This window comes from Pelosinus sp. IPA-1 (assembly GCF_030269905.1).
In the GTDB taxonomy this organism is placed as follows: Bacteria; Bacillota; Negativicutes; order DSM-13327; family DSM-13327; genus Pelosinus.
In genome coordinates this window covers 1-22,545 of record NZ_BSVC01000008.1, presented here as the reverse complement: position 1 = coordinate 22,545, position 22,545 = coordinate 1, and the positions used below count along the sequence as shown (strand labels likewise).

The following is a 22,545-nucleotide window of genomic DNA, read 5'->3' as shown; positions in this document are numbered from 1 at the left end:
TAGTGCCGCGTGTAGTTGAAAAAATTACATACCGACAACATCACCGTAACATCTACCAAGCGAGATACACAAGGTAAACACCGCCCAAAATTACCAGCGCTCCTGAAAATTTTCGTATTGCTACAGCCGCTTTGGTTTGTTCTGACCAATTGAGGTACCATTGAACTCGTTGGGTTAGCATGCCCGCCAAAAGAATGATTGAACAATGGCCCAGCGCAAAGGCAGCAAACAAGCCGACGGTAAACAGCGGGTGCGCCGCTGACAAACCAAAAACAACGCCCAGTATGGGAGCCATATAGGCAAACGTACAGGGACCCAAACTCATACCGAAGAGCAATCCCATAACCAGTGCAGCTACATATCCTGGACCAGTTACTACTTCCAAGTTTCTGCCTGTCCAAGGCCATTCAATCAAGCCCAGTAAATACAGACCAACAAAGAAGAAAACCGCTGCCACTATATAGTTACTCCAATTGCCAATATCACCTATCAATCTTCCCATGGCTGCAGTTATCACACCAATTATGGCAATAGTGATTAGAATACCGACAGCAAACAGGAGTGCTATTCCAAAGGCTTTTCGTGGCGAATCATTACCCTGTTTACTGATAAAACCGACAACCAGGGGAATGCTGGCCAAGTGACAGGGACTTAACACCATGCTTAGTACTCCCCAGACAAAGGCCGCCGCTATCGCACCAACTGATGCCGAATACAGCGCATTGGATAAAGACGCCAGCATCACTTCCATTTACTCAACCCCCAATTCCTTAAGCTTTGCCTGTATTTCTTCTTTGGCCAAAAATCCTTCGTGCCGCCAATACTCGTTCCCGCTTTTATCAAAAAAGATTTGAGTAGGCATAACCCTTACCTTATATTGACGAGCCAAATCGCGATAATCGCCGATTTCCAACACTAGCACATTGGCTTTGTTTCTATATTCCTGATCTAGTTCATCGAGAATAGGTTTCATCATCTTACAAGGAACACAACTATTAGACCCCAAATCAAGCACTGTTGGCCGACCATTATTCACCGCCTTGGTAAATGGATTGTCGGCACTTTTTCGCCGCTGCTCTTTTAGCCAGTCTTCGTTCTTGATAATAGTAGTCTTAGCCTTAATTTCCGCAATAAATGCTTCGACTGCCGCATCCTGTTTTTGAGTCAACAGATACTCCTTAATCTCGGCGCGAATATCTTCAAACTTTACCCCATTTACCTTGTCTGCGTTCTTATCATAGAAGCTGCGGATTTCAGTATCAGTCACCGCCGCCGTAGAAGCCACTTTGTAAGCTAACTCCTGTACCGCTTGCTCCTTGGCCTCTTTCCCACCATTTTCTGCTACGGCAATACCTTGCTGCTTTGCCTCTTGATATAGCATCTCGATAAGAATTAGATTTTCTAAAAAACCTTCCCGGTCTTCTTTAAAAGCACTTTTCATCTCCTCTGGCATTTGCTTCCACCGCTCATCAAAGTCCTGTTTGGTAATTTTAGTATTATTTACAACTGCCAGCGTGTTCCGCTCCAATCCCTGGGAATTTTTTATATTGCCAAAAGCCCAAAATGCGAGTCCTATTACCAAACAAATGACGACAGCTGCAGCAGCCAGCTTCCATGTCCTAGATTTTTTTATGATGCTATCCGTTAACAATCGCAGTTACCCCTGCAGCTGCAAGTCGAAGACGATTTACTTTGCTCTTGACAATTCTTCGCCATGATCTCGTCAAACTGCCTAGTGATTTCTGCCGCCACTTGATCCACCATGACTTGATGTTCGGTCGTTATATCACGCGTAGACAGCGCAGGCTTCTCGGCGGCAGCAGAACCAATCAAATCAGATACCAAAATACCGCTGCTTACCTTGCCGCTGTATTTTTCCGTAGCTCTTTTGGCACAAGCCTTGTCACAGCCATCTACAGCAATAGTAGGACACTCTTTCGCAAACATTCTTTCTTCTTGGCCACCGGCCAAAAATAGGGGTAGACAAATGGTCACCGTATTGTCAGGACGCAGTTCATCCATCATTTTACGGGTAGCCAAACGCGAAATGGTACCACCGGCACAGTCCTCGCCGCTGCAGGATACCACACCAATCTTTAATTTTTCTTCCTCCATCATTCTTTTCTCCCCCCACCGCTAATCTCTTGAACCCGGCTGTTTAATTTGCCGGCAATCTCCTCGACAATGGACCACCCTTGATCTGTCAGCAGCGTGGCCGTACCTGGCTGTGCTCCCTTGTGTTCTTTCATGATATCCAAAACCTTAAATTCTCCCCGAACATCGCCGCCCATCATCGCCACACTTTTAGCCGAACACATTTTTGGACAGCCGTCTATGGTGATACAAGGTTGATTTTCAATACTGGTTTCAACTTCATCGTCGCCGGTAACAATATATGCCAGGCATATGGTATCGGCCTGTTCCGGGCAAAGATGCTTTACTGTATGAAGTACCGCCTCCCGGGACATCAGCCCAAAAACTTTACCCACCCCGCTGCAGGGCACCACTTTAACCTTAGCGTTTGTTGACATGGAACTCCGCCACCTTTTTCTTTAGTATGTTTAGATATTCCTCCACATTAAGTAAAAAATCCTGTTCTTCGTCAAACTGAGTCAATTCCAGTTCGGCAATCCAGCCTCTTTCATACGGGTTCTCATTAATTCTTTCCGGTGCAGTCAATAGTTCCGTATTTACCGCCGTAACCTTGCCACTGACTGGGCAGACCAGTTCAAATACCGCCTTACCGGATTCAATGGTTCCGGCCTCGCCAAATTGCTCTATTTCAGTGCCCACCACCGGCGGCGTGAAAAACATGATATCTGACAGACTTTGCTGCACATAGTCAGTCACTCCGATGCGTGCCCGGTTGCCCAACGACTGCACCCAACAGTCGTTTTCCGTAAAATAAAAACCTTCGGGCGGAATACGGAAGCTAAACTTATCTTTAGTATGAATGATGTAATCGTGCGGCATCGGATATTCAACTGCTGTTGCCGAATCTTGGGGAGTCTCCTCTTCTTTTACCAGTTTGTCAGCCAACTCCGCGCATAAAGCCAGTTCCTCTTTCCACAGCCGTAATGGCTCGACGGCAAGCTGCAGGCCATGCTTCTGCGCCTGCTCCGTCACTGTCATTTTCCGGTAGATTTTCAACCCCTTTTCAGCGGCCAACTTGCTGGCACAGCGGGTTTGGCAGCCATCCACTACGAGCAGCGGGTTTTCTTTAGCGATTTTATCATATCTGGCATCTGCCACCCGGTAGAACACTGGGCAAATCAGTTCACTACCTGTTTTCTCACAGGCAAGCAAGGCAATTTCTTTAGCCATTTGTCCTGCGCATTTATCTAGTCCATTGCAGGGCAGAACCGCATATTTTTTACTCATGACCAGTGCCCCCGCTCCGTATCTCTTTAATTTTTTTTGTCACTTCTGCTTTATTGGGAAAAGACAACGCGTCGGGTCCACACGTTTTGCCGCAGGCGCGGCAAAATACCACACAGTTGTTAGGATTCTTGATAACGAGTTTGATCTCTTCATCTTCTCTTTTCTCATAGACATTATGAGGGCAAAAATCGAAACATTCCATACAGTAGTTGCACTTGTCGTAGTCAATCGTCGGTTTCCAATCGATTTTATCACGGGGCACACCCATAAAAGTCTCTTCACTCATAGTTATCCCTCCATTTCTTCAAGTGCTTTGGTCACTTTTTCTACTGCCTGCTCGGTACTCATATCCCTAATATCAAGTGCCAACAAGTCTTTATTGACATCCAGGCCGGCCGCCTTGAAGGCATCCCGGAACATCTTGATTTGCATGTTTTTAGCGCAGGCTCCGATAACCATAGGTCTCTGACCTAGCAAGTCAGCTAAAAAGCGGTCTCCGTCTTCCTCACAGAGCTGCGGGTGAATGAAACCGTATTCCACCGGCAGTTCCACCCGTACCTGGTTGATAAAATCCCAGATATCCATTTGGCTAAAACCGGGACACTTGCCAGTACAAACACACATAATAAAACCTGGTAATTTTTTCTCTTCTTCTCCCATGCTGTTGCCCTCCTCAAAAAATTTAGTAATCTTTTATGCTTTATGGATGGCTCGGCCGATTGCATCGGCACAAGCCTCCATCACAGCCTCACTTAAGGTAGGGTGCGGGTGCACCAAATCAGCCAACACATCGGCACTAAGACCAAGCGACACCGCCAAGGTTAGTTCCGATATTAATTCGGTTGCTTGCTGTCCAAGGATCTGTGCTCCCAAAATAACCTGAGTCCGACTGTCAGTCACTACTTTTACCAGACCTTCCCGCTCACCTAAGGCGAGTGCCCGCCCGTTGTTGCGGAAATAGAACCGTCCGGTCTTCACCTCACGTCCTTGCGCCATGGCTTCGGTTTCATTCAGCCCGACGCTTGCCAGCTCCGGCTGAATATAGACACAAGAGGGAACGGCTTGCTGATTGAGTGACCGGGAAAAACCCAAGGCATTTTCTACGGCTACCCTTCCTTCGGCATAAGCTTTGTGCGCCAGCAGTTTACCGCCAGTCACATCGCCTGCCGCATAAATACCCGGGATGGTCGTCTCCAGCCGCTCATTCACAATCAGCGCCCCTTGTGCGTCGATTGATGCCCCAAGTGCGACCAGTTCCATTGGCACGGCCGGTCTGCGGCCGGCTGCCAATAACACAAAGTCGGCCTCCACCAAACCTTCTTTGCCTTTGACTTGAAACTTCACAACTGCGCCAGCCGATGCGGGCGCAATTTCCGTAACAACCGCCGACATATGCACCTGTATGCCCTGCCGTTTCAACAGCTTCAACACTTCACCGGCCAGCTCACTATCTTCCTGCGGCAACAGCTGGTCAGCCATTTCGATGATGGTTACCTTGGTTCCCAACCCGTTAAACATTTGAGCAAACTCCAGACCAATCACCCCGCCACCAATGATAGCCAAGCGCTGTGGTACCTCTTCCAGCGTCAGCAGGTCATCACTGGTCAATATCATCGATAACTCCATGCCGGGAATAGGTGGGCGCATCGGTGTTGACCCGGTAGCGATAAGTATTTTTTTACAGTGTATGGTCATTGGACCATCCGCTGTTTTCACTGTAATTTGCTGCGGGTTGACGATCCTCCCTGTCCCTCTGACAATGCGAATCGTATCATTGTTCAGCAAATGTTCCACACCCAGCCTCAGGTTTTTTACCACCCGGGCTTTGCGGCTGTGTGCCGCTGACCATGACACTGTCTGCAGTTGCCCCATTACACCAAATTCCTGCCCCTTGCGGCCAAGCACCGCCAGTTCTGCCGTCCTTAGCAGCGCCTTGGTGGGAATACAACCCCGATTCAAGCAGACGCCGCCAAACTCATCCTTTTCGACAATGACCACACGAAACCCAAGTTGCGCAGCCCGCACAGCTGCCAAATACCCAGCCGGGCCGCCACCCAGAATGGCAAGCTCTTCATCATAAATAGGCTTCATATTCTCTCACCCCAAAAATATTACTTGAATATTATATAAACATTTTATAATATTATAATATATTTAATATTATAATAAAATGGAATTTGTTGGATGTCAATTACCTTTTAAAATTTTTATTTATACGTTTCATTATGGAAGGAGGCTATCTATGCTGCATATCATCAATTCCTGTATCGACCCCAGCCTTAATCTGGCCTTGGAAGAATATTTTCTTAAACAGGCAGTTGCCGATGATATGGTCATTCTCTGGCGCAACGCCCCAACCGTCGTCATTGGCAGAAACCAGAACCTGACTGTCGAAATCAATCACCCCTTTATTACTGAAAAACATATACAGGTTGCCCGCCGGCTCTCCGGCGGCGGTGCGGTATATCATGATTTAGGAAATCTGAACTTTACCTTGATTACCGCCGCTTCGGCCATCGGTCACAACGAATTTTCCCGTTTGACCCTGCCTGTCATTGACGCGCTGGCAGTGTTTGGCGTGCAAGCCGAATTTACCGGCCGTAATGACCTGACCATTGCCGGGCAAAAATTTTCCGGTAACGCCCAGTATATCCATCGTGACCGCTTGCTGCATCATGGTACATTATTATTTGATACCGACCTGACGATTTTGGCACAAGCTTTATCCGGCTCCGAAGCAAAATATAGTACCCGCGCCGTCCCTTCGATGCGCAGCAAAGTGACGACCATCCGCCGGCATCTGCCGACTACCGTAACACTCACCGAATTTGAATCCGTCCTAATTAGATCCATCTTTCACCATGCTAGAGCCTCCTACCAACAGTACAACCTTTCGGCTACCGACCGTCAATCCATTGAAACTCTCGCCTGCCGCTATCGTGACCCAGCCTGGACCTATGGCACACTGCCGCCCTATAACCACTCCACAAAGCAAACTTTTTCCGGCGGCACCATACAGGTGTTGCTCAACATACAAAACGAAACCATTGCCCATTGCAAATTCTGTGGGGATTTTTTCGCCACCGGCGACATGAATGACCTGGAGACTGCACTCTGCGGCACAACTTGGAACCCCGATTGGGTCAGCAAGATTATTATACCTTGGCTAGCCGAACATCCCATTCATAATATATCGCCTCAAGACCTCCTATCGTGCTTTTTTCCTAACCCATAATCTATTACGTAAAAAAACGCCTTTACCCGTAACAATTAACAAGATGTACTGCTAATAAACGATATATGTTACACATTTTTTACAATTATGACACAAAAACATGCACCTTTTTATTCTATACTGAACCGTAAGCAATCAAGACAAGGAGGATATTCTATGAGCAACCCAACCGTACTCGTTGTGGATGACGACAATAAAATTCGAGAAATCATAGGCCTGTATTTTATCAAAGAAGGCTTTCAGGTTGAAGAAGCTGCAGATGGCGTTGAGGCCATCCGGAAAATAGAACAAGTCAAACCGAACTTAATCCTCTTAGACATCATGATGCCAGTACTCGACGGCATCGAAGTTTGCCGCCAAGTACGCAAATTCTCACAGGTGCCCATCATTATGTTATCGGCCCGGGCAGAAGATGAAGACCGAATTATGGGACTTGAACTGGGGGCCGATGACTACATCACTAAGCCCTTCAATCCCCGTGAAGTGGTCGCCCGGGTCAACGCCGTACTGAGGCGGGTGCCTGATACCGAGTTTACCTCCGCCGATCGGCTGCATTTTCCCAACCTTGACATCAATATCGCTGATTACACCATTACCGCCTTTGGCCGATCCGTTCCGCTGACGGCCAAAGAAATGGAACTCTTATGGTGCCTAGCATCCCGTCCGAGACAGACTTTTTCCCGCGAAATCTTGCTGGAAAAAATTTGGGGCTATACGTATTGTGGTGAAACCCGTACCATAGATAACCATATTCGCCGCCTAAGGCAAAAAATGGAAGCCAGCGACACCACGCCTTGGGATATTAAAACAGTCTGGGGCGTTGGGTACCGCTTTGAGGTCAAATCATGAACAGTTCCCTGCAATTAAAACTGCTGGCCGGCTTTATGCTAGTCATTACGGCAACGTTGGGGATTGTGCTAGGTGGTATCTCAATGTTTATCAAAGACCAAATACTAGCAGGTAAACAGCAAGATTTGCTACGAAAGGGAACTGAACTGGCCCATGTGGTACAAAATTTTCAGGATGAATCAGGAAGTCTTGAACAGCTTGGTGATTTTCTCACCAATGCCGACCAATATCTAGATGCCCGAATATGGGTACTCGACAAATCTCACCAAATCGTCGCCATGTCAGGACGGCACATGCCCGGAAACCGACCACACGAATCCGGCTTTGGACCGGGAAACCATGGACCTATGGGGGGAGGCATGGGGCTGCAGCCAATGGGAGGTATGCGTGCGCTGATTAACGAACTGGACCCGGTATATTCTGGTCAAGTTGTGACAAAAACGATGGAGCAGCCGTACTACGGCGAAAAAATGGTGGTGGTGGCTGTTCCTATTAAGAACCAAGCTGATGGCAGCGTCATCGGCGCAGTTTTACTTAATGCGCCAGTGACAGGCATTAATGAATTCATGCAGCGCGTGTATTATTATGTCGGTGTTGGCGGCATCGTTGCCCTTCTGCTAGCTTTACTGGTAGCCAACCGCCTTACTCGTGCTATCGTGCGCCCACTGAAATCCATGGAAAAAACTGCCGAATCCTTGGCAAAAGGAGACTACACCACACGCGTGACTGTCACTAGCAGTGATGAAGTCGGTCGGCTCGGTCATGCTCTCAATGCCCTGGCACAAGATTTGGCCAATTATATGACGGAGGTGGAAAAAGCGGAAAAACTACGTCGCGATTTTGTCGCCAACGTTTCCCACGAACTCAGAACGCCGCTAACCGTTATACAAGGTTACACCGAGGCATTGCTGGACGGCACAGCCAGCGACTCAACGCAAACAACAAAATATCTAAGTATCATGCGGGAAGAAACAATCCGACTGGAAAGGCTGGTGAAAGACCTCTTGGACCTAAGCCGCCTGCAAAGCGAAACAGTAGCTTGGCATGTGGAATCCATCCCTTTGCCGGCCATTGCCGGCAGTGTTGTCCATATATTACAACAATCTGCCGCGCAAAAAAACATTACCCTGCACCTAGCAGTCGAAGACATCATATCCAACATTCTGGGGAACGGCGACCGGCTGACACAACTCCTCTTAATCCTCTTGGATAATGCGCTCAAATATACTCCGAACAACGGTCACATCACCCTATCGATCACCCAAGAACAAGACAGTGTGATACTAGCGGTAGCCGATTCGGGAACTGGCATCTCACTGGAAGACTTACCCTATATCTGGGACCGTTTCTATAAAGTGGACAAATCCCATAGCCGGTCAGAAAGTGGCGCTGGCTTGGGGCTAGCTATCGCCAAACAAATTATCGAACGACACCAAGCCAAAGCAGAGATATCCAGCCAGATTGGCCAGGGTACCACATTTACCATTCGCTTCCCATTACAAGAAAATTTATAAGACAGCATAACAGCTTCTATGATGCAAGAGGGCGCAGGTCCTCTTTTTCTTTTTTATCTATGAATTGTTTCTGTGTATATAGTTTGCAAAACGGCGGATGGCGGACGTCATTAACGCTAACTGGGACCGCGTATCCGCTGACAACTCTGCAGGGGAATAATCGAGATCAAGTTACGAGTCCTTACAAATTTACAATTTTGTTACAAATCAGCCACACTTTTAGCGCATTTGCCATTTATACTAAAAATTGATAAGGAGGTGTTATCCGTGTCACAAAGTCTAGATCTTTCGCAAAATTGCCACCTAGCCAGCCAATCTAATGCCAGACTATCAGAAATAAAACTGCAATGTTTCCCGGCGACAAAAAAATGGAACAATTTCTTTCTTGCTCTTAGTCATGTCCGACTACCCCCAGTATAAAAGAAAGCAAGGGACTATTCCAAATAATGAAAATAACAAAACGAAAACAACTTGAAGGAGTTTGAGTATGATGAAAAAATCTTTATTTGCGTTTCTCATTATGGCAATGGTGGTAAGTATAAGTTCCGGTATTTGCTTCGCTAGCGAAAATAACGATGGACCACAATCCTATGCTGAAGAGCAAGACATGATCGCCGAAATGGCCAAGCCAGTCGTTCTTGACAAAGAATATCCGCAATGGGGATTTAGATCCCATTCCTGGATCACCGGCACCGGAAGCGAAACGATTGCCCACACTCAACTAATCGACTTGGTCACTGGTACAGTAATTAAAGAAAGTAATACTAAATGTAATTATACAGATCCAGTGTACAATGACAGCAACAATTAATCCGGTTGAAGTCGTTGGAATTACTCCAACTTTAAATAAATACGTAAAATTCAGGAGGTAGATATCATGAAAAAAATCGTTTTTCTCACAATCGTCGGTCTACTGACTCTAGCCTTTGTAGCATCATTGGTCAGCGCCGCAACACCGCCCCAAGCGCCACAACCCTATGGGCAGCAAGTCACTCTAACTGACCAGCAAAAACAAGAATTGACTCCACTCTTTAATCAGATGATGGAGCTCAAAAAACAAATCCTGCAGAAATTCGTAGCTGATGGTACCATGACCCAGGCTGATGCCGACCAACGCGCTGCCTGGATGCAAGAGCGTATGAATGATCGGATGCAAAATGGTATTGTTGGTGGTCCTGGTATGGGACACGGGCCTGGCATGATGGGTTCTGGACATGGCAGAGGTCCTGGCTACGGTCCTAGAGGACAGCAACAACCACCAGTAAATCAGTAGATAAGAAAAGACTTGGCTTGTGCCAAGTCCTCGGACGCAGGCAGAGCCTTAGTCGTTCTTACTTGGAATCAAGAAAGTGTTATACTTTCTGATTCCGTAAAAAAAACTTGGCTTGCGCCAAGCCTTAGTTGCCCTTACTTGGAATGGAAAGTGTTATACTTTCTGATTCCGCTAACAAACCCTCGCACAAACAGCGAGGGTTTGTTAGTAACTAATGCAAAATGGAGGTCGATCCTATGGGAAACAAGCGTATACAGTTACTCATTGAGCTACTACTATTCATCGTTTTCATTCCATTTGGCGCAGAAGCCGCACCGATGGATACACCGTCAGGAACTAATATATTGACATTAACAGAAGTAATCAATACCGCAGTGGCTAATAACCAAACCATCATTCAGGCCAATCTGGGAGTTGATTTAGCCTCAGCCCGCTACCAGGAAACCCAAAGTGCATTTAACCCCCTCTTGACACTATCTGAAACAGCCGGTCGCCAGCAAGCCGATAGTTATCAGACAAAAGCCTATGATTTTACGCCCAATAAGTGGAAAAAAGTCGATACCAACGAGATGCTCCAAAACAGCTATGACACCAAACTGTCCTTACAACTGCCACTGTATACTGGGCACCGCCTAGAAGCCAACAGAGAACAAGCTGCCCAAACCATTGAGCAAAGCAAAGCCAACGCGCTTAAAGCTCGTCAAAACTTGGTGTTAGATACTACAACCGCCTACTTTGCCCTGCTGCAAAGTTATAATACTCTTGATTTATCCCGTCAGTCCTATGAGCAAATGCAAACCCATCTGAAAAATGCAGCCCTCAATTACAACAATGGTATTGTCGCCAAATCCGATGTGCTACGAGCCGAAGTGGAATTGGCGGCTGCCGAACAAAATCAATTCAAAGCCGAAAACAATGTTCAATTAGCCAAAACCACCCTCTGTAATATGATGGGTGTTGATTTACATACAAATTTTAGCGTCAGCGATATCCTGCCTGCTACCTATCCAGTGCAAGATTTAGACAGTTATCTCGGCATGGCTCGACAAGAACGTCCTGATCTAAAGGCCATGAGCGCCCAAATGAGGGTTGGAAAATCGGCAATCACGGCCGCTCAAAGTGGACAGTTGCCCACCCTTAACCTAAACGGCGTTTACGAATTGAAAGGCAATTCTTTCCCAGCTAATGACGCCTCTTGGTCCATCATGCTAAATGCCAGTTGGAATGTTTTTGATGGCGGGATAACCACTAGCCGAATAAACCAAGCCCAAAAGAACCTTGCCATTAGCCAATCACAGCAACAACAACTCATGGACAATATTGTCCTAGAAGTCACCCAAGCATACTTCAATGTCGAGGATGCCAGCAAACGGTTGTTGACCGCACAAAAAGCAGCTGTCAAAGCCGATGAAGATTATCGCATTGCTCAGCGGCGCTACACTGCCGGCATTAGCCCTAGCGTAGAAATACTAGACTCTCATGTGGCTTTTCTAAACGCCAAAAACAGTCTCATTCAGACAGAATTTGATTATCATACTAATTATGCCAAATTATTAAAAGCGACGGGAACTCTTGATAGCAGTGAAAGGATGAAGGGAAATGAACAATAAAAAATATCTGTGGACCTTGCTTGTCGTACTCCTATTTACCCTTATCGGCTGGCGCATTTACGGCAGCTATGCCAAAGCGAACGCCAGTACCGTCAAACCAGGCAAAGCGATTACCACCGTAGAAGTAAAAAAAGCCGTTATAGGTCCTATTGCAGCCAGCATTAATACGACAGGCACCATTCAAGGCATTCAAGAAGCCACCATTGCAGCAAAAACCTCTGGTCGTATTCAATACCTCGGAGTCAGTGATGGTACTTTTGTTGCGGCAGGTCAAACCCTGGTTGAGCTTGATGCCGCAGAAATTCGCGCCCAAATGGACCAAGCACTAGCCAACCGGGATAACGCCCAGCTAAATGTCGATCGACTTCATAACCTGTTCACGGAAGATGTGGTAGCCAAACAACAGCTTGACAATGCCAACGCCCAATACTATGTCTATGATGCTCAAGTAGCTCAGGCATCTGCTAGCATCAACTTGGTTCAGGCCCAATTAGCCAACACCGTCTTAACCGCCCCTTTTAGCGGCACTATTTTTAATAAGCGTGCTGTCCTGGGTGACATGGCATCCGCCAATCTGCCTCTTATGACCCTTGTGGATACTTCCAAAGTAAAAGTAGAAATCAATGTGGGTGAAAACGATATTGCCAAATTAGCCGTTGGGCAAACTGCCAATTTTAAAGTAGACGCCTACCCTGATCAAACATTTACTGGCACTGTCAGTGAAATTAGTCCTGCAGCCGACCTTAAAAACCGTACCTTTAAGGCCTGGATACTCTGCGATAATCCTGATCAAAAACTTCGTTCTGGAATGTTTGCCCGGATCAATTTACCATATAAACAAATTGACCAGGCAGTTAAAGTCCCGAAGGACGCCCTGGTCATCCGTGACCAAAAAGCCTATGTCTTTATCATTGAGGACGGCACCGCCAAACTGACTCCCATTGTTACTGGTCTCGAAAGCGACACAGAAATTGAAATTACCTCAGGATTACTACCAGAAACAATCGTTAGCATCTTGGGACACGAAACCATCAATGACAATGATAAAGTCGCGGTTGGCAAACGAGGTGGCGATAAATAATGAAGATGGCAAAGTTCTCCACCCGCAATCCGGTTACCGTCGCTATGGTCGTACTGGCAGTCGTTATTCTCGGGTTACTGTCATACACCAAACTGAAAGTTGACTTAATGCCCAATATCGTTGCTCCCCATATTGTGGTGCAGACCACCATGGAAAACACGGGCCCCGAAGAAATGGAAAATCTGATTTCCCGTCCCATTGAAGAAGCAGTCGCCCGCGTTAATAATGTTAGCAAAATATCCTCTTCCTCCATGCAGAGCATCTCCATGGTGGATATTGAATTCAACTGGAGAACCAACATTGATGTGGCCGCCAATGATGCACGGGCTCGTATCGACCGTATTCGTGACACTCTGCCAACGGAAGCCAAAACACCCGTTGTCTGGAAAATCGATACGTCTAACAAACCAATCATTATTTTAGCTTTGACTGGCAATAAAGACCTCCGCGAACTGCGCCGCATCGCCGAAGAAGTCGTCCAAGATCGTTTAGAACAAGTGCCTGGCGTCGGTTCTGTAGACCTAGACGGTGGTTTTCAGCGAGAAATTTCAGTCAAAGTTGACCAAGGCCGCCTACAAGCCTACGGCCTGTCTTTGAAACAAGTCAGCGACCGTCTAGCCCAAGAAAATGTGGATTCTTCCGGTGGTTTTGCCACCGAAGGCAAGGCTGAATATCTAGTGCGCACCCTGGCAAGGTTTGCCTCCCTTACTGACATTCAAGATGCCATCCTAATTGCCGCTAACGGTGTGCCTGTGCGCATGAAAGATATTGCTACCGTTGAGGATTCCCACAAGGAGGCCCGTATCCTAGCGTCCCTTGACAAACAAGTTGCTGTCGGTCTCAATGTGCGCAAACAGCCTGATGCTAATACCTTAGATGTCATTAACGACTCAAAAAAAGCCTTGCAAAAAATACAGCAGGAGTATCCTGATGTTACTGTTACCATTACCTATGATCAAGGCAACTATATCAAAAATTCCGTCATGAACGTCCAAGAGAACGCCATTATTGGCGGTATTTTAGCCATTCTCGTAATTTACCTATTTTTGCGCAGTGCCCGTAGTACCTTTATTGTTGCCCTATCCATTCCCATATCGCTGATCGCCACCTTTATGATGTTCCAGTTTAAGGGCCTGACCATCAACTTAATGTCCCTCGGCGGGCTGGCTCTGGGCGTAGGCATGATTGTTGACGATGCCATTGTCGTCATCGAGAATATTTACCGTCATTTACAGCAGCAGAAATTCATTTGGCAGGCGGTGGATGATGCCACTGCAGAAATTGGTGGCGCGGTTATTTCCACCACTATCACGGTCATGGTGGTCTTCCTGCCCATTTCTTTTGCCGAAGGAATGTCCGGAATGCTCTTCGCAGAATTTGCCTTAGCCGTTGTTTTTTCCATTGGTGTCTCTCTGGTCATGGCATTGACCGTCGTACCCTGCCTGGCTACACAACTATTAGAACCAGCAGCTACAAATGCACCGACCACCTCACCTGGAACCATAACCATCATGTTAGATAAAGCCCTCGGGTTGTGGGATCAACTTTTCAACTACCTTGAAGCCAAGTACCGTACTATATTAACTATTGCTCTCAATCACCCCCGTAAAGTCATTCTAATGGCCGTAAGCACCCTAGCCATCAGTCTAGCACTATTGCCTCTTGTTGGCACTGAGCTCATGCCAGTCACCGATAGCGGTAACTTTACGATTTACGTCAAGACTCCCATTGGTACGGCTTTTGATAAAACCAACCAAAGCTTTGCCCAGGTTGAACAAGTTTTACAGCAAACTCCAGAAATTGCCACAGAATATGCTGTCGTAGGGAAAATTTTAAAATTTGGTAGCCGTCCAGCTCCTAATGTGGGTTATATTTCCGTAACCTTAACCGACAAAAATACCCGCACAAAAAACACCCAGGATGTAATCAAAGAACTGCGTAGTAAATTAAACAACATCCCTGGGGTTAGCATTCGCTTTGCCGTAACCGACCTGATTACCCAGCTCCTTACAGCCAACAAATCGCCTATTGAAATCAAAATCTTCGGTCCAGATATCAAACAACTGTCACTATTGACTGAACAAACGGAGAAACTTATGAAACAAGTGAGTGGCATCCGAGATGTCAATATCGAAGTAGACGATGCTTCACCCGAACTGCAAATCACCATTGACCGTACAAAATCCTCTCAGTATGGCTTAAGTACAGCCAGCATTGCCGGTCAGATCCGCACCGCCATCGGTGGCACTACAGCCACTCGCTACAACTTAGCCACAGCGAAAAATGAAATTGATATCATCGTCCAGCTATTAGAGCAGCAACGAAAAACACCTGCTGATATCTATAATACCAATATTTCATTGCCGAATGGTCAAACCGTATTATTAAAAGACATTGCACTAGTCGAGAAACAAACTGGCCCGAATGTCCTGACCCGAGAAAACCGTAGCCGAATGATTCTCTTAAGTGCCAATGCCTTTGACCGTGATAAAGGATCTATTGCCAAGGATTTGCAAACCCGAATGGCCGAAATACCTCTGCCACCTGGATATAGCATCCGAGTCGGTGGCGACCAGGAAGAAATGCAGTCTTCATTTTCCAGTCTTGCTTTATCCCTCGGCCTGGCCATTCTGTTAGTTTACATGGTACTGGCATCCCAGTTTGAGTCTCTGACTCATCCACTAGCTATTATGTTATCATTACCACTCTCCGTTGTGGGCGTGGTTTTGGCCCTCCTCATAACCGGCAAAGCCTTTGGCTTGACAGCATTTATCGGACTCATTATGCTGGTCGGCATTGTCGTTAAAAACGCGATTCTTTTGGTGGACTATACCAATACGTTGCGTAGCTCTGGTCTTGACAGAAAAGAAGCATTGATGACCGCAGGTCCAGTGCGGCTACGCCCTATCCTTATGACAACCATTGCCACTGTACTCGGCATGATACCTATTGCCCTTGGAATTGGAACCAGCTCAGAAGCCAATGCACCCATGGCAATTGCAGTGATTGGCGGTCTCATGACCTCTACCATACTCACTTTGGTTGTCGTACCAGTGGCTTATACCTATGTAGATGCCTGGGAAACAAAAACGACGTGGCTTAAACGTCTCCCTCAGAAAATTCTCAATATCAAAAACTAATCATTTTTACGAACCATAAAAGAAAGCACGCCGACAGCGTGCTTTCTTTATTATATACTATGCAATTAACAAGACATGATGTGTCAGCAACAGTTACAATCTGACCCATCGCAACTATCTTCTCCGCTACCAGCATATTCAATGGCACCTGCCGGACATTTATTCTGACAACCTCGGCAACCGTGCACACATCCGACCGGTTTGATGACAAGGGGCTTACCTTCTTGCTTTGCATAGACTCCATTTCGGCAAAAATTAACACAGATCTGACACCCAGTACATTTTTCCCAATCAACGATTGGATACCACGTTTCGGACATAGTTTACTCCTCCCCCATTCATCCTTAGCACTGCCGTTTTTTCTGTCTTTCTTGTTGCGAAATAAATTGCGTTAGAAGCACCCCTATATTTAAAATCGTCGCTTCCATTTTCACGCAGGTTTTTCATGTATTGCCAACATAAGCCTTCTCCAGCCTTCCAAGATAATAATATTACCTCCAACGCTAGCTTGATAACACCTATTCTTATATCGTGCGGTACAGACTCGACACGACGTTGACAACGACGTTGGCGGCAGTGCATAACAATGAAACTTTGCCTATTAAAAATATTCTTTTCCGTGTACCCAGCGTTTTCCCTACTTTCCCGGAAAAAAAATAAGCAGATAAATATAAGATAATAAACCAAAATGCCCAGTATAGGAAAAAGGCCCCCAATTGTTGACCTAAATCAAACATCTCGTTTTCCCCTCTCGACTCTATGTCTCATCAGTGCGGGTGTAGAACCACCAAATCCTTTTTCCAATCTAGCCTTTTTCTTTGGTCAACTGAGACCCAAAATCAAACCAGTGCTGGGTTCGGTTGCAGAAGCTACATACCGACAACATGACTGGCACTTCCACCAATACACCAACAACAGTGGCCAGTGTTGCACCCGACGTCAAACCGAATAAGGAAATAGTAACCGCAACCGCCAATTCAAAAAAATTGCTAGCCCCAATGAGTGCCGCAGGCGAAGCGATATTATGTGGCACTTTAAAATACTTGGCTAAACCATAGGCTAAGGAGGAATTAAAGTAAACCTGAATAATAATCGGGATTGCAATCAGAATAATACTAAACCAATTATTTGTAATGACTTCCCCTTGGAAAGCGAAGATAATAACTAGCGTTACTAGCAAGGCTATAATGGTCACTGGTTTTAATGGGGTCAATATTTTTTCATTAAACCATTCCTCGCCACGGGATGGAATCAAGATACGTCTGGTAATATAACCCGCCACTAACGGAATAACAATATACAATAGCACCGACATAAACAATACATCCTTAGGTACAACAATGTCGGAAACCCCTAATAAGAACATAACAATTGGTGCAAATAACACCAGCATTAAGAGGTCATTGACGGCCACCTGCACTAATGTGTAAGCGGGATCACCATCTGTCAGATAACTCCATACAAATACCATGGCGGTGCAAGGTGCCGCCGCTAAGATAATGGTGCCTGCTAAATATTCATTGGCCATTTGCTCACCGATCAAACCAATAAAAACATATTTAAAAAAGAACCAGCCGAGTAGTGCCATGCTGAATGGTTTTACTAGCCAATTGACAAACAAGGTGATGAATAATCCTTTCGGCCTATTACCTACTTTAAGAATAGCCGAAAAATCAATTTTCAACATCATGGGATATATCATCAGCCAGATTAAAACAGCAATCGGTAAATTCACGTGACTGATTTCCATTTTACTCAATGAATCAACCACCCCAGGAAACAACTTGCCAAAACCAATACCAATCACAATACATAATGCCACCCATAAACTTAAATACCTTTCAAAAAAGTCCAACCGTTTTTCTATAGACATTGAAATAAACCTCCTCTTATTTTTAAAATTCCTTTATAATCTAGCAGAGGAAACTACTCTCTGCTGTACGCTATAACCATATCTCTTCATTCTTACTTTATTATATTATCATAATTTAATTAATGCATGTACTGTTTATTTTTAATCACCACCAATCTTGACGGTCCTTTCACAACTGCCACCACACTCTCTATACTTTTTCAGTCGCGCCAAGTCTTTTTGGCATTGTGGACTTTTATCCAGTTCCTTTGCCAACAGCTCTTTTAAAAAAGAATACTTTTCGAGTATTTTTTCATCGACCTGATAGTATACCCACTGGGCTTGCTTTTCGCCGATAATCAACCTGGCGTTTTTCAATTTTGTTAGATGCCTTGAAGCGTTAGACTGGCTAATTTGTAATATCTCTTCCAAATCACACACACATAAAGTTTCTTTGTATAATATGTTCAAAATCCGAATTCTCGTTTCATCCGCCAAGGCTTTAAGCACTTCTACAATATCCATGAGTCCCACCTCTTACTTCGAAATCTTTCTGTCCGCTTAGCGCAACTTCCTTGAGCAAAGATAAAGAAGACTTGATTCAGATGGGGTTTTAACCCCACCTGAATCTTAGTCTTACTTATCCAGGGACTTAGCCGCTCTTAACTCCCCTTATAAAAGATGGGGGTTGGGGATTGGCTTAGTCATCGGATAAACCTTCTCTTATATATAATAATATGCAATTACGTTCATACTTAGTAATGAGAATTCAGCAGCCATTTAAATCTCATTATCGGAAAAAGGTCCTCTCTGTGTTTAATTCACACTTCAGCTGTTACTAGCTGCTTAGTATACAGTACAACTAAAAATCTATACAAAATTTACCTAATTAATTCTACTAATTGTTCGCCTTTTATTTCTTCGCCTTTCCATGCAATTATGGCAAAATTACCTTGAGAAATTTCATCCACTTTATTGATCCATGGAATTTCGCTTACGGATTTTGCTTTTAACAAGGGACTTTGGGTATTAGTCATTAAAAGACTGGAATTAATAACCCACCACTTATTATTGATACCTGCCCTTTTTAAATCGTCTTGTAGTCTCATGGCTTCATATACAGGAGTGGCTTCTGGAAGTGTAACAATGACAACTTCTGTTTCTTTCTCATCTCGTAATCTTGGCAATAAATTCTTTACTGATTCTGGTATATCGCCTTGGGATTTTTGTATTTCTTTGTGATAACTCTGTGTAGCATCTAATAACAGTAAAGTATGACCTGTAGGTGCGGTATCGATCACCACAATCTCATCATCAGCTTGGTCTACAATCTCAGCAAAAGCCCGGAATACAGCTATTTCCTGAGTGCAGGGAGAACGAAGATCTTCTTCTACATAGGCAATATCTTCTTCTTTCATGGTTTCCCTTGCCTTTGCTAATACTTCTTCTGTGTATTTACGAAGTTCTTCCTTCTCATCGATTTTACTTACCCTAATTCCATGACCCTCTTCCACGACAAATTTCAGGTGGTCTGCAGGATCAGTAGTTGTCAAATGCACTTTTACACCTCTAGCGGCAAGACCGATGGCAATCGCTGCTGCTAAGGTAGTTTTTCCGACTCCACCTTTTCCCATAGTAAAGATTACTCTTTTCTTGGACGCGTAAAGATCTTCAATTAATGCTTTCACTGTTGGCAATTCTGTTTTATTGAGCTTGTATTCTTGGGTTTCTAAATAATTTTCTTTTAACAACATTCTTATATTTTTAATTCCTGTTACATTATAGGCGCGTAACGGAATTTTATAAATCTCTGTATCACGTAAAGATTCAGGTATATTCTGTAATGCTCCCTGTTGTTTGGCATATAGCTTGTCTGCTATTTCATCATTTTCAACATCTAATTCCAGTATTCCATTTACAATTAATAGTTGATTATTAACCCCTAATTCCTTTAGTTCTTTAGAGGCTCGCGCTGCTTCCTGCAATGGAGAGTATTCAGGCCTGGTTATTAAGACCAGTGTTGTCAATTTACCATCAGCTAGAGTGCTAACAGCATTTTTATATACTTCCTTCTTGCTTTCCAGGCCTGACAATTGACCTAAGCAAGAGGCTCCATGGGTACTTTCACTAATAAAATTACTCCACGCTGATGGTAGTTGTAACATGCGCAAGGTATGACCTGTTGGCGCTGTATCAAATAGAATATGATCATATTCCAGTTGTGTTTTTTCATCGGTTATAAAGTTAGAAAACTCATTAAAGGCTGCAATTTCCACTGTACAGGAACCTGAAAGTTGCTCCTCCATGTTTTGTATAACACTTGCGGGAAGTTTACCTTTATAAGGTGCAATAACAGATTCTTTATATTCCTTGGCCGCCTCTTCCGGATTCAGATTAGCTACTACAAGATTAGGCACCTCTTGAATCGGAGTACCTTTACTATTGAGATCAATACCGAATACATCTTGCAAATTAGAAGCTGGATCTGTGCTGACTAATAAAACTTTCTTCCCTTGATCAGCCAAGGTAATAGCTGTAGCACAAGCCGTTGAAGTTTTCCCAACTCCACCTTTGCCTGTGAAAAATAAATACTTGGTCAGATTTATATTGTCGGGATTAAATATTTTATACATGAGCGCCCTCCTCTTTTTCTTTTAACAACATCCTCCACTATCACAGCAGCAACCTTTATCTTTATCTGAGGCCACTGTAGTGAATTCTTCTCTCGGTATGCCTGACCATTTAGCAAATTCATCGTCAGTAGGATATTCCTTGGTCTTAACCACTTCTCCATCGACTACTGTAATGGGCAAAACTTCTACTTCGTCTTTCATCAAATACTCATTTACCTTTTTATTATCGATGAAAGCTTGAGGCTCACTAGACAGACCATATCGAAAGACTGTAATACCCTTTTTAGTAAGGGTATTGATAGTGGTAGCCACCCTTAAAAGTTCTTGATCAATACCAGGTCCACAAATCCCTGTTGAACAACACATAGCTGGATCAAAAATCTCAATTTTACTCATTTTCATTTCCCCTTTAATTTATTGTATTATATACTATGATGTATATACCTATATGTGAATACAAACATGTATAAATTGCTACACATTTTCAGTTTGGCTAACTCGGCTTACTGTTAAGGAATATTTACTTATTCTGTCTCTGTCAATACCGCAATATACCCACTAAGAAATTTTGCTACTTTGCTTACTAATAAATATAATATTACTACATTCAATTTCAATCATATACTATTCCTCTTATATTGTCAATATTATCCTTCCTGCTAACTTTGACTACATTATAGCACCTGCCACCCCACCTTATTTTATGGACGTAGCAGGTCGTTTCACTCAACTCAGTCTCCTCTAGGATAAGTTTTGGAAATGGCTGTTTATTTTCATCTTTCAAATCACCAATAAAATGAAATATAATAGATAGTCGTTGAACACCATCAACAACATCCTAAAAACCATCTTCTTAAGCAAATTTTAATATTATAAAGCTATGAGCAGCAAAAATTCTATACTAAATCATACATACCCATCCTCTTTAAGGCTAATGTATTTATCATCTCCAACAATGATATGATCAAGAACCGTTATATGTAGTATTTTTCCGCCTTCCATTATTAGTTTCGTAAACTCTATATCTTCATGACTTGGCGTTGGATCCCCCGACGGATGGTTATGAACCAATATAATAGACATAGAATTTGTAAATAATGCTCTTTGAAATATTTCCCTTGGAGAAATAGCTGTTTCATTGAGCGTTCCTATAGTTACCAAACTTGTTCCAATTACTTGACATTTAACATCCAACATTATGATTTGGAAGTATTCAACAGGTAAGTTTTCCATCATAGCTCTTACGAGCTCATAAGCATCTCTGGCTTTAGTAATTATTTTGATTTCACTCTTAAATGAGCCATCTTTTATCAGTTTAAGACTATATCGCACTACTCTATACATACCACACCCCCTAAGCTTACAAGCATAAACATAGATGTTATATTCATCATTATAGCATGCATTCAGTAATTACCAAAAACAATAGTTAGTTCAATGCCCCATTATTAAATCCTTTGCTCTCCTTATGAGTGAGTTTTTACTTGGCAGTGTCAGCAATAAAATCTCCCACACCGCAACCATTCCAGTATTAATCGTAAAATAACTTTTAATTTGGTTCTCTTAAAAAGTAAAAAGTATGTCCTTAAGGACATACTTTTTTTGTATTTTTTAGAAAGAGACTATAGCCATCGCGACTAACGATTTCGTTCTTCCACCTAAAGCTATGATTATCGAAGCCATCCTGTGAAAAGTTTACGGAAATCCACATAGACCCTTACAGGATAGTTAAAGTGATATACTTTCTATTACGCCCTAATCAATTTTACCTTGGTATCATAAAAACAGATACTTCCACCTACAAGATCTTGAAGACCTGTATTTTTAAGAATGGGGTCTACTCTCATCGTTACATTTGCATGAATACCCTTACTACGCCGCGAATCTCCCTTGATTGTGGCCCCGTCAATGGTCACGTCTTTACTGCCATTGGCAAAGTGGCCGCTTCCCAATGAAAAGCCAACTACTCCTGGACGT

The 22,545-nt window shown here is 44.1% G+C and carries 24 protein-coding genes; 9 read left to right on the top strand and 15 right to left on the bottom strand.

Features of this window, described 5'->3' with window-relative positions; translation table 11 throughout:
- Positions 1 to 52: 52 nt before the first annotated feature.
- The 8 genes from QSJ81_RS18960 to lpdA are packed head-to-tail and all read right to left on the bottom strand — an operon-like array spanning position 53 to position 5,472.
- On the bottom strand, positions 53 to 742 hold the full coding sequence (locus tag QSJ81_RS18960; RefSeq protein ID WP_285719151.1) for a cytochrome c biogenesis CcdA family protein: 690 nt from the start codon (positions 740 to 742) through the stop codon (positions 53 to 55).
- A 9-nt stretch (positions 743 to 751) separates the two neighbouring features.
- Positions 752 to 1,651 carry a thioredoxin domain-containing protein gene (locus QSJ81_RS18955; protein ID WP_285718909.1) on the bottom strand — a complete coding sequence of 300 codons (900 nt, stop codon included), beginning with the start codon at positions 1,649 to 1,651 and terminating at the stop codon, positions 752 to 754.
- Positions 1,645 to 2,118 carry a putative zinc-binding protein gene (locus QSJ81_RS18950; protein WP_285718908.1) on the bottom strand — a complete coding sequence of 158 codons (474 nt, stop codon included), beginning with the start codon at positions 2,116 to 2,118 and terminating at the stop codon, positions 1,645 to 1,647. The genes QSJ81_RS18955 and QSJ81_RS18950 overlap by 7 nt, the downstream gene beginning before the upstream one ends.
- Positions 2,115 to 2,531 carry a putative zinc-binding protein gene (locus QSJ81_RS18945; RefSeq protein WP_285718907.1) on the bottom strand — a complete coding sequence of 139 codons (417 nt, stop codon included), beginning with the start codon at positions 2,529 to 2,531 and terminating at the stop codon, positions 2,115 to 2,117. Before QSJ81_RS18945 ends, QSJ81_RS18950 begins: the two co-directional genes overlap by 4 nt.
- Positions 2,515 to 3,381, bottom strand: a complete 867-nt coding sequence (locus tag QSJ81_RS18940) for a putative zinc-binding protein (RefSeq protein ID WP_285718906.1) — start codon at positions 3,379 to 3,381, stop codon at positions 2,515 to 2,517. Before QSJ81_RS18940 ends, QSJ81_RS18945 begins: the two co-directional genes overlap by 17 nt.
- Complete coding sequence (locus tag QSJ81_RS18935; RefSeq protein ID WP_285718905.1) at positions 3,374 to 3,667, bottom strand: 4Fe-4S dicluster domain-containing protein; 294 nt, start codon at positions 3,665 to 3,667, stop codon at positions 3,374 to 3,376. The genes QSJ81_RS18940 and QSJ81_RS18935 overlap by 8 nt, the downstream gene beginning before the upstream one ends.
- Positions 3,668 to 3,669: 2 nt before the next feature.
- Positions 3,670 to 4,041, bottom strand: a complete 372-nt coding sequence (locus QSJ81_RS18930) for a hypothetical protein (protein ID WP_285718904.1) — start codon at positions 4,039 to 4,041, stop codon at positions 3,670 to 3,672.
- Positions 4,042 to 4,074: 33 nt separating this feature from the next.
- On the bottom strand, positions 4,075 to 5,472 hold the full coding sequence (gene lpdA / locus QSJ81_RS18925) for a dihydrolipoyl dehydrogenase (RefSeq protein ID WP_285718903.1): 1,398 nt from the start codon (positions 5,470 to 5,472) through the stop codon (positions 4,075 to 4,077).
- A gap of 151 nt (positions 5,473 to 5,623) precedes the next feature.
- On the opposite strand from lpdA, the gene lplA reads away from it, so the two are divergent.
- The 8 genes from lplA to QSJ81_RS18885 all read left to right on the top strand — a co-directional run bounded on the left by lplA (position 5,624) and on the right by QSJ81_RS18885 (position 16,083).
- Complete coding sequence (lplA, locus tag QSJ81_RS18920) at positions 5,624 to 6,616, top strand: lipoate--protein ligase (protein WP_285718902.1); 993 nt, start codon at positions 5,624 to 5,626, stop codon at positions 6,614 to 6,616.
- Between the two features lie 156 nt (positions 6,617 to 6,772).
- Positions 6,773 to 7,465: a response regulator gene (locus QSJ81_RS18915; RefSeq protein ID WP_285718901.1), complete on the top strand. Its 693-nt coding sequence runs from the start codon at positions 6,773 to 6,775 to the stop codon at positions 7,463 to 7,465.
- Complete coding sequence (locus QSJ81_RS18910; protein ID WP_285718900.1) at positions 7,462 to 8,979, top strand: ATP-binding protein; 1,518 nt, start codon at positions 7,462 to 7,464, stop codon at positions 8,977 to 8,979. Before QSJ81_RS18915 ends, QSJ81_RS18910 begins: the two co-directional genes overlap by 4 nt.
- A gap of 487 nt (positions 8,980 to 9,466) precedes the next feature.
- Positions 9,467 to 9,790, top strand: coding sequence for a hypothetical protein (locus QSJ81_RS18905; protein WP_285718899.1), 324 nt, complete (start codon positions 9,467 to 9,469; stop codon positions 9,788 to 9,790).
- 66 nt (positions 9,791 to 9,856) lie between these two features.
- The gene (locus QSJ81_RS18900) at positions 9,857 to 10,252 is read left to right on the top strand and encodes a DUF2680 domain-containing protein (protein WP_285718898.1); all 396 of its coding nucleotides are present in this window, start codon (positions 9,857 to 9,859) and stop codon (positions 10,250 to 10,252) included.
- Between the two features lie 236 nt (positions 10,253 to 10,488).
- Positions 10,489 to 11,862, top strand: a complete 1,374-nt coding sequence (locus tag QSJ81_RS18895) for a TolC family protein (protein WP_285718897.1) — start codon at positions 10,489 to 10,491, stop codon at positions 11,860 to 11,862.
- Positions 11,852 to 12,943, top strand: a complete 1,092-nt coding sequence (locus QSJ81_RS18890; protein ID WP_285718896.1) for an efflux RND transporter periplasmic adaptor subunit — start codon at positions 11,852 to 11,854, stop codon at positions 12,941 to 12,943. The genes QSJ81_RS18895 and QSJ81_RS18890 overlap by 11 nt, the downstream gene beginning before the upstream one ends.
- A complete protein-coding gene (locus tag QSJ81_RS18885; protein WP_285718895.1) occupies positions 12,943 to 16,083 on the top strand; it encodes an efflux RND transporter permease subunit in 3,141 nt (1,046 codons plus the stop codon). The genes QSJ81_RS18890 and QSJ81_RS18885 overlap by 1 nt, the downstream gene beginning before the upstream one ends.
- 83 nt (positions 16,084 to 16,166) lie before the next feature.
- On the opposite strand, the gene QSJ81_RS18880 is transcribed toward QSJ81_RS18885, so the two are convergent.
- From QSJ81_RS18880 to QSJ81_RS18855, 6 genes are all read right to left on the bottom strand, one after another.
- On the bottom strand, positions 16,167 to 16,403 hold the full coding sequence (locus tag QSJ81_RS18880; RefSeq protein ID WP_285718894.1) for a 4Fe-4S binding protein: 237 nt from the start codon (positions 16,401 to 16,403) through the stop codon (positions 16,167 to 16,169).
- 485 nt (positions 16,404 to 16,888) lie between these two features.
- Positions 16,889 to 17,956 (bottom strand): ACR3 family arsenite efflux transporter, encoded by a 1,068-nt coding sequence (gene arsB, locus QSJ81_RS18875; protein ID WP_285718893.1) that lies wholly within the window; start codon positions 17,954 to 17,956, stop codon positions 16,889 to 16,891.
- A gap of 141 nt (positions 17,957 to 18,097) precedes the next feature.
- Positions 18,098 to 18,460 (bottom strand): ArsR/SmtB family transcription factor, encoded by a 363-nt coding sequence (locus QSJ81_RS18870; RefSeq protein ID WP_285718892.1) that lies wholly within the window; start codon positions 18,458 to 18,460, stop codon positions 18,098 to 18,100.
- 356 nt (positions 18,461 to 18,816) lie between these two features.
- Positions 18,817 to 20,568 (bottom strand): arsenical pump-driving ATPase, encoded by a 1,752-nt coding sequence (gene arsA / locus QSJ81_RS18865; RefSeq protein WP_285718891.1) that lies wholly within the window; start codon positions 20,566 to 20,568, stop codon positions 18,817 to 18,819.
- Between the two features lie 21 nt (positions 20,569 to 20,589).
- The gene (gene arsD / locus QSJ81_RS18860; RefSeq protein WP_285718890.1) at positions 20,590 to 20,964 is read right to left on the bottom strand and encodes an arsenite efflux transporter metallochaperone ArsD; all 375 of its coding nucleotides are present in this window, start codon (positions 20,962 to 20,964) and stop codon (positions 20,590 to 20,592) included.
- Between the two features lie 510 nt (positions 20,965 to 21,474).
- Positions 21,475 to 21,912 (bottom strand): JAB domain-containing protein, encoded by a 438-nt coding sequence (locus QSJ81_RS18855; RefSeq protein WP_285718889.1) that lies wholly within the window; start codon positions 21,910 to 21,912, stop codon positions 21,475 to 21,477.
- A gap of 124 nt (positions 21,913 to 22,036) precedes the next feature.
- Between QSJ81_RS18855 and QSJ81_RS25755 the strand changes: the two genes are divergently transcribed.
- Positions 22,037 to 22,114 (top strand): universal stress protein, encoded by a 78-nt coding sequence (locus QSJ81_RS25755; protein ID WP_352230919.1) that lies wholly within the window; start codon positions 22,037 to 22,039, stop codon positions 22,112 to 22,114.
- 202 nt (positions 22,115 to 22,316) lie between these two features.
- Here QSJ81_RS25755 and QSJ81_RS18850 read toward each other — a convergent pair.
- A partial coding sequence (locus QSJ81_RS18850) for a hypothetical protein (protein ID WP_285718888.1) occupies positions 22,317 to 22,545 on the bottom strand: 229 nt, incomplete at its 5' end.

Bases quoted from the DNA above. Each gene is read 5' to 3' on its own strand.
- QSJ81_RS18960 (WP_285719151.1), bottom strand. From the start codon at position 742: ATGCTGGCGTCTTTATCCAATGCGCTGTATTCGGCATCAGTTGGTGCG.
- QSJ81_RS18950 (WP_285718908.1), bottom strand. From the start codon at position 2,118: ATGATGGAGGAAGAAAAATTAAAGATTGGTGTGGTATCCTGCAGCGGC.
- QSJ81_RS18945 (WP_285718907.1), bottom strand. From the start codon at position 2,531: ATGTCAACAAACGCTAAGGTTAAAGTGGTGCCCTGCAGCGGGGTGGGT.
- QSJ81_RS18940 (WP_285718906.1), bottom strand. From the start codon at position 3,381: ATGAGTAAAAAATATGCGGTTCTGCCCTGCAATGGACTAGATAAATGC.
- QSJ81_RS18935 (WP_285718905.1), bottom strand. From the start codon at position 3,667: ATGAGTGAAGAGACTTTTATGGGTGTGCCCCGTGATAAAATCGATTGG.
- QSJ81_RS18930 (WP_285718904.1), bottom strand. From the start codon at position 4,041: ATGGGAGAAGAAGAGAAAAAATTACCAGGTTTTATTATGTGTGTTTGT.
- lpdA (WP_285718903.1), bottom strand. From the start codon at position 5,472: ATGAAGCCTATTTATGATGAAGAGCTTGCCATTCTGGGTGGCGGCCCG.
- lplA (WP_285718902.1), top strand. From the start codon at position 5,624: ATGCTGCATATCATCAATTCCTGTATCGACCCCAGCCTTAATCTGGCC.
- QSJ81_RS18915 (WP_285718901.1), top strand. From the start codon at position 6,773: ATGAGCAACCCAACCGTACTCGTTGTGGATGACGACAATAAAATTCGA.
- QSJ81_RS18910 (WP_285718900.1), top strand. From the start codon at position 7,462: ATGAACAGTTCCCTGCAATTAAAACTGCTGGCCGGCTTTATGCTAGTC.
- QSJ81_RS18905 (WP_285718899.1), top strand. From the start codon at position 9,467: ATGATGAAAAAATCTTTATTTGCGTTTCTCATTATGGCAATGGTGGTA.
- QSJ81_RS18900 (WP_285718898.1), top strand. From the start codon at position 9,857: ATGAAAAAAATCGTTTTTCTCACAATCGTCGGTCTACTGACTCTAGCC.
- QSJ81_RS18895 (WP_285718897.1), top strand. From the start codon at position 10,489: ATGGGAAACAAGCGTATACAGTTACTCATTGAGCTACTACTATTCATC.
- QSJ81_RS18890 (WP_285718896.1), top strand. From the start codon at position 11,852: ATGAACAATAAAAAATATCTGTGGACCTTGCTTGTCGTACTCCTATTT.
- QSJ81_RS18885 (WP_285718895.1), top strand. From the start codon at position 12,943: ATGAAGATGGCAAAGTTCTCCACCCGCAATCCGGTTACCGTCGCTATG.
- QSJ81_RS18880 (WP_285718894.1), bottom strand. From the start codon at position 16,403: ATGTCCGAAACGTGGTATCCAATCGTTGATTGGGAAAAATGTACTGGG.
- arsB (WP_285718893.1), bottom strand. From the start codon at position 17,956: ATGTCTATAGAAAAACGGTTGGACTTTTTTGAAAGGTATTTAAGTTTA.
- QSJ81_RS18870 (WP_285718892.1), bottom strand. From the start codon at position 18,460: ATGGATATTGTAGAAGTGCTTAAAGCCTTGGCGGATGAAACGAGAATT.
- arsA (WP_285718891.1), bottom strand. From the start codon at position 20,568: ATGTATAAAATATTTAATCCCGACAATATAAATCTGACCAAGTATTTA.
- arsD (WP_285718890.1), bottom strand. From the start codon at position 20,964: ATGAGTAAAATTGAGATTTTTGATCCAGCTATGTGTTGTTCAACAGGG.
- QSJ81_RS18855 (WP_285718889.1), bottom strand. From the start codon at position 21,912: ATGTATAGAGTAGTGCGATATAGTCTTAAACTGATAAAAGATGGCTCA.
- QSJ81_RS25755 (WP_352230919.1), top strand. From the start codon at position 22,037: ATGAGTGAGTTTTTACTTGGCAGTGTCAGCAATAAAATCTCCCACACC.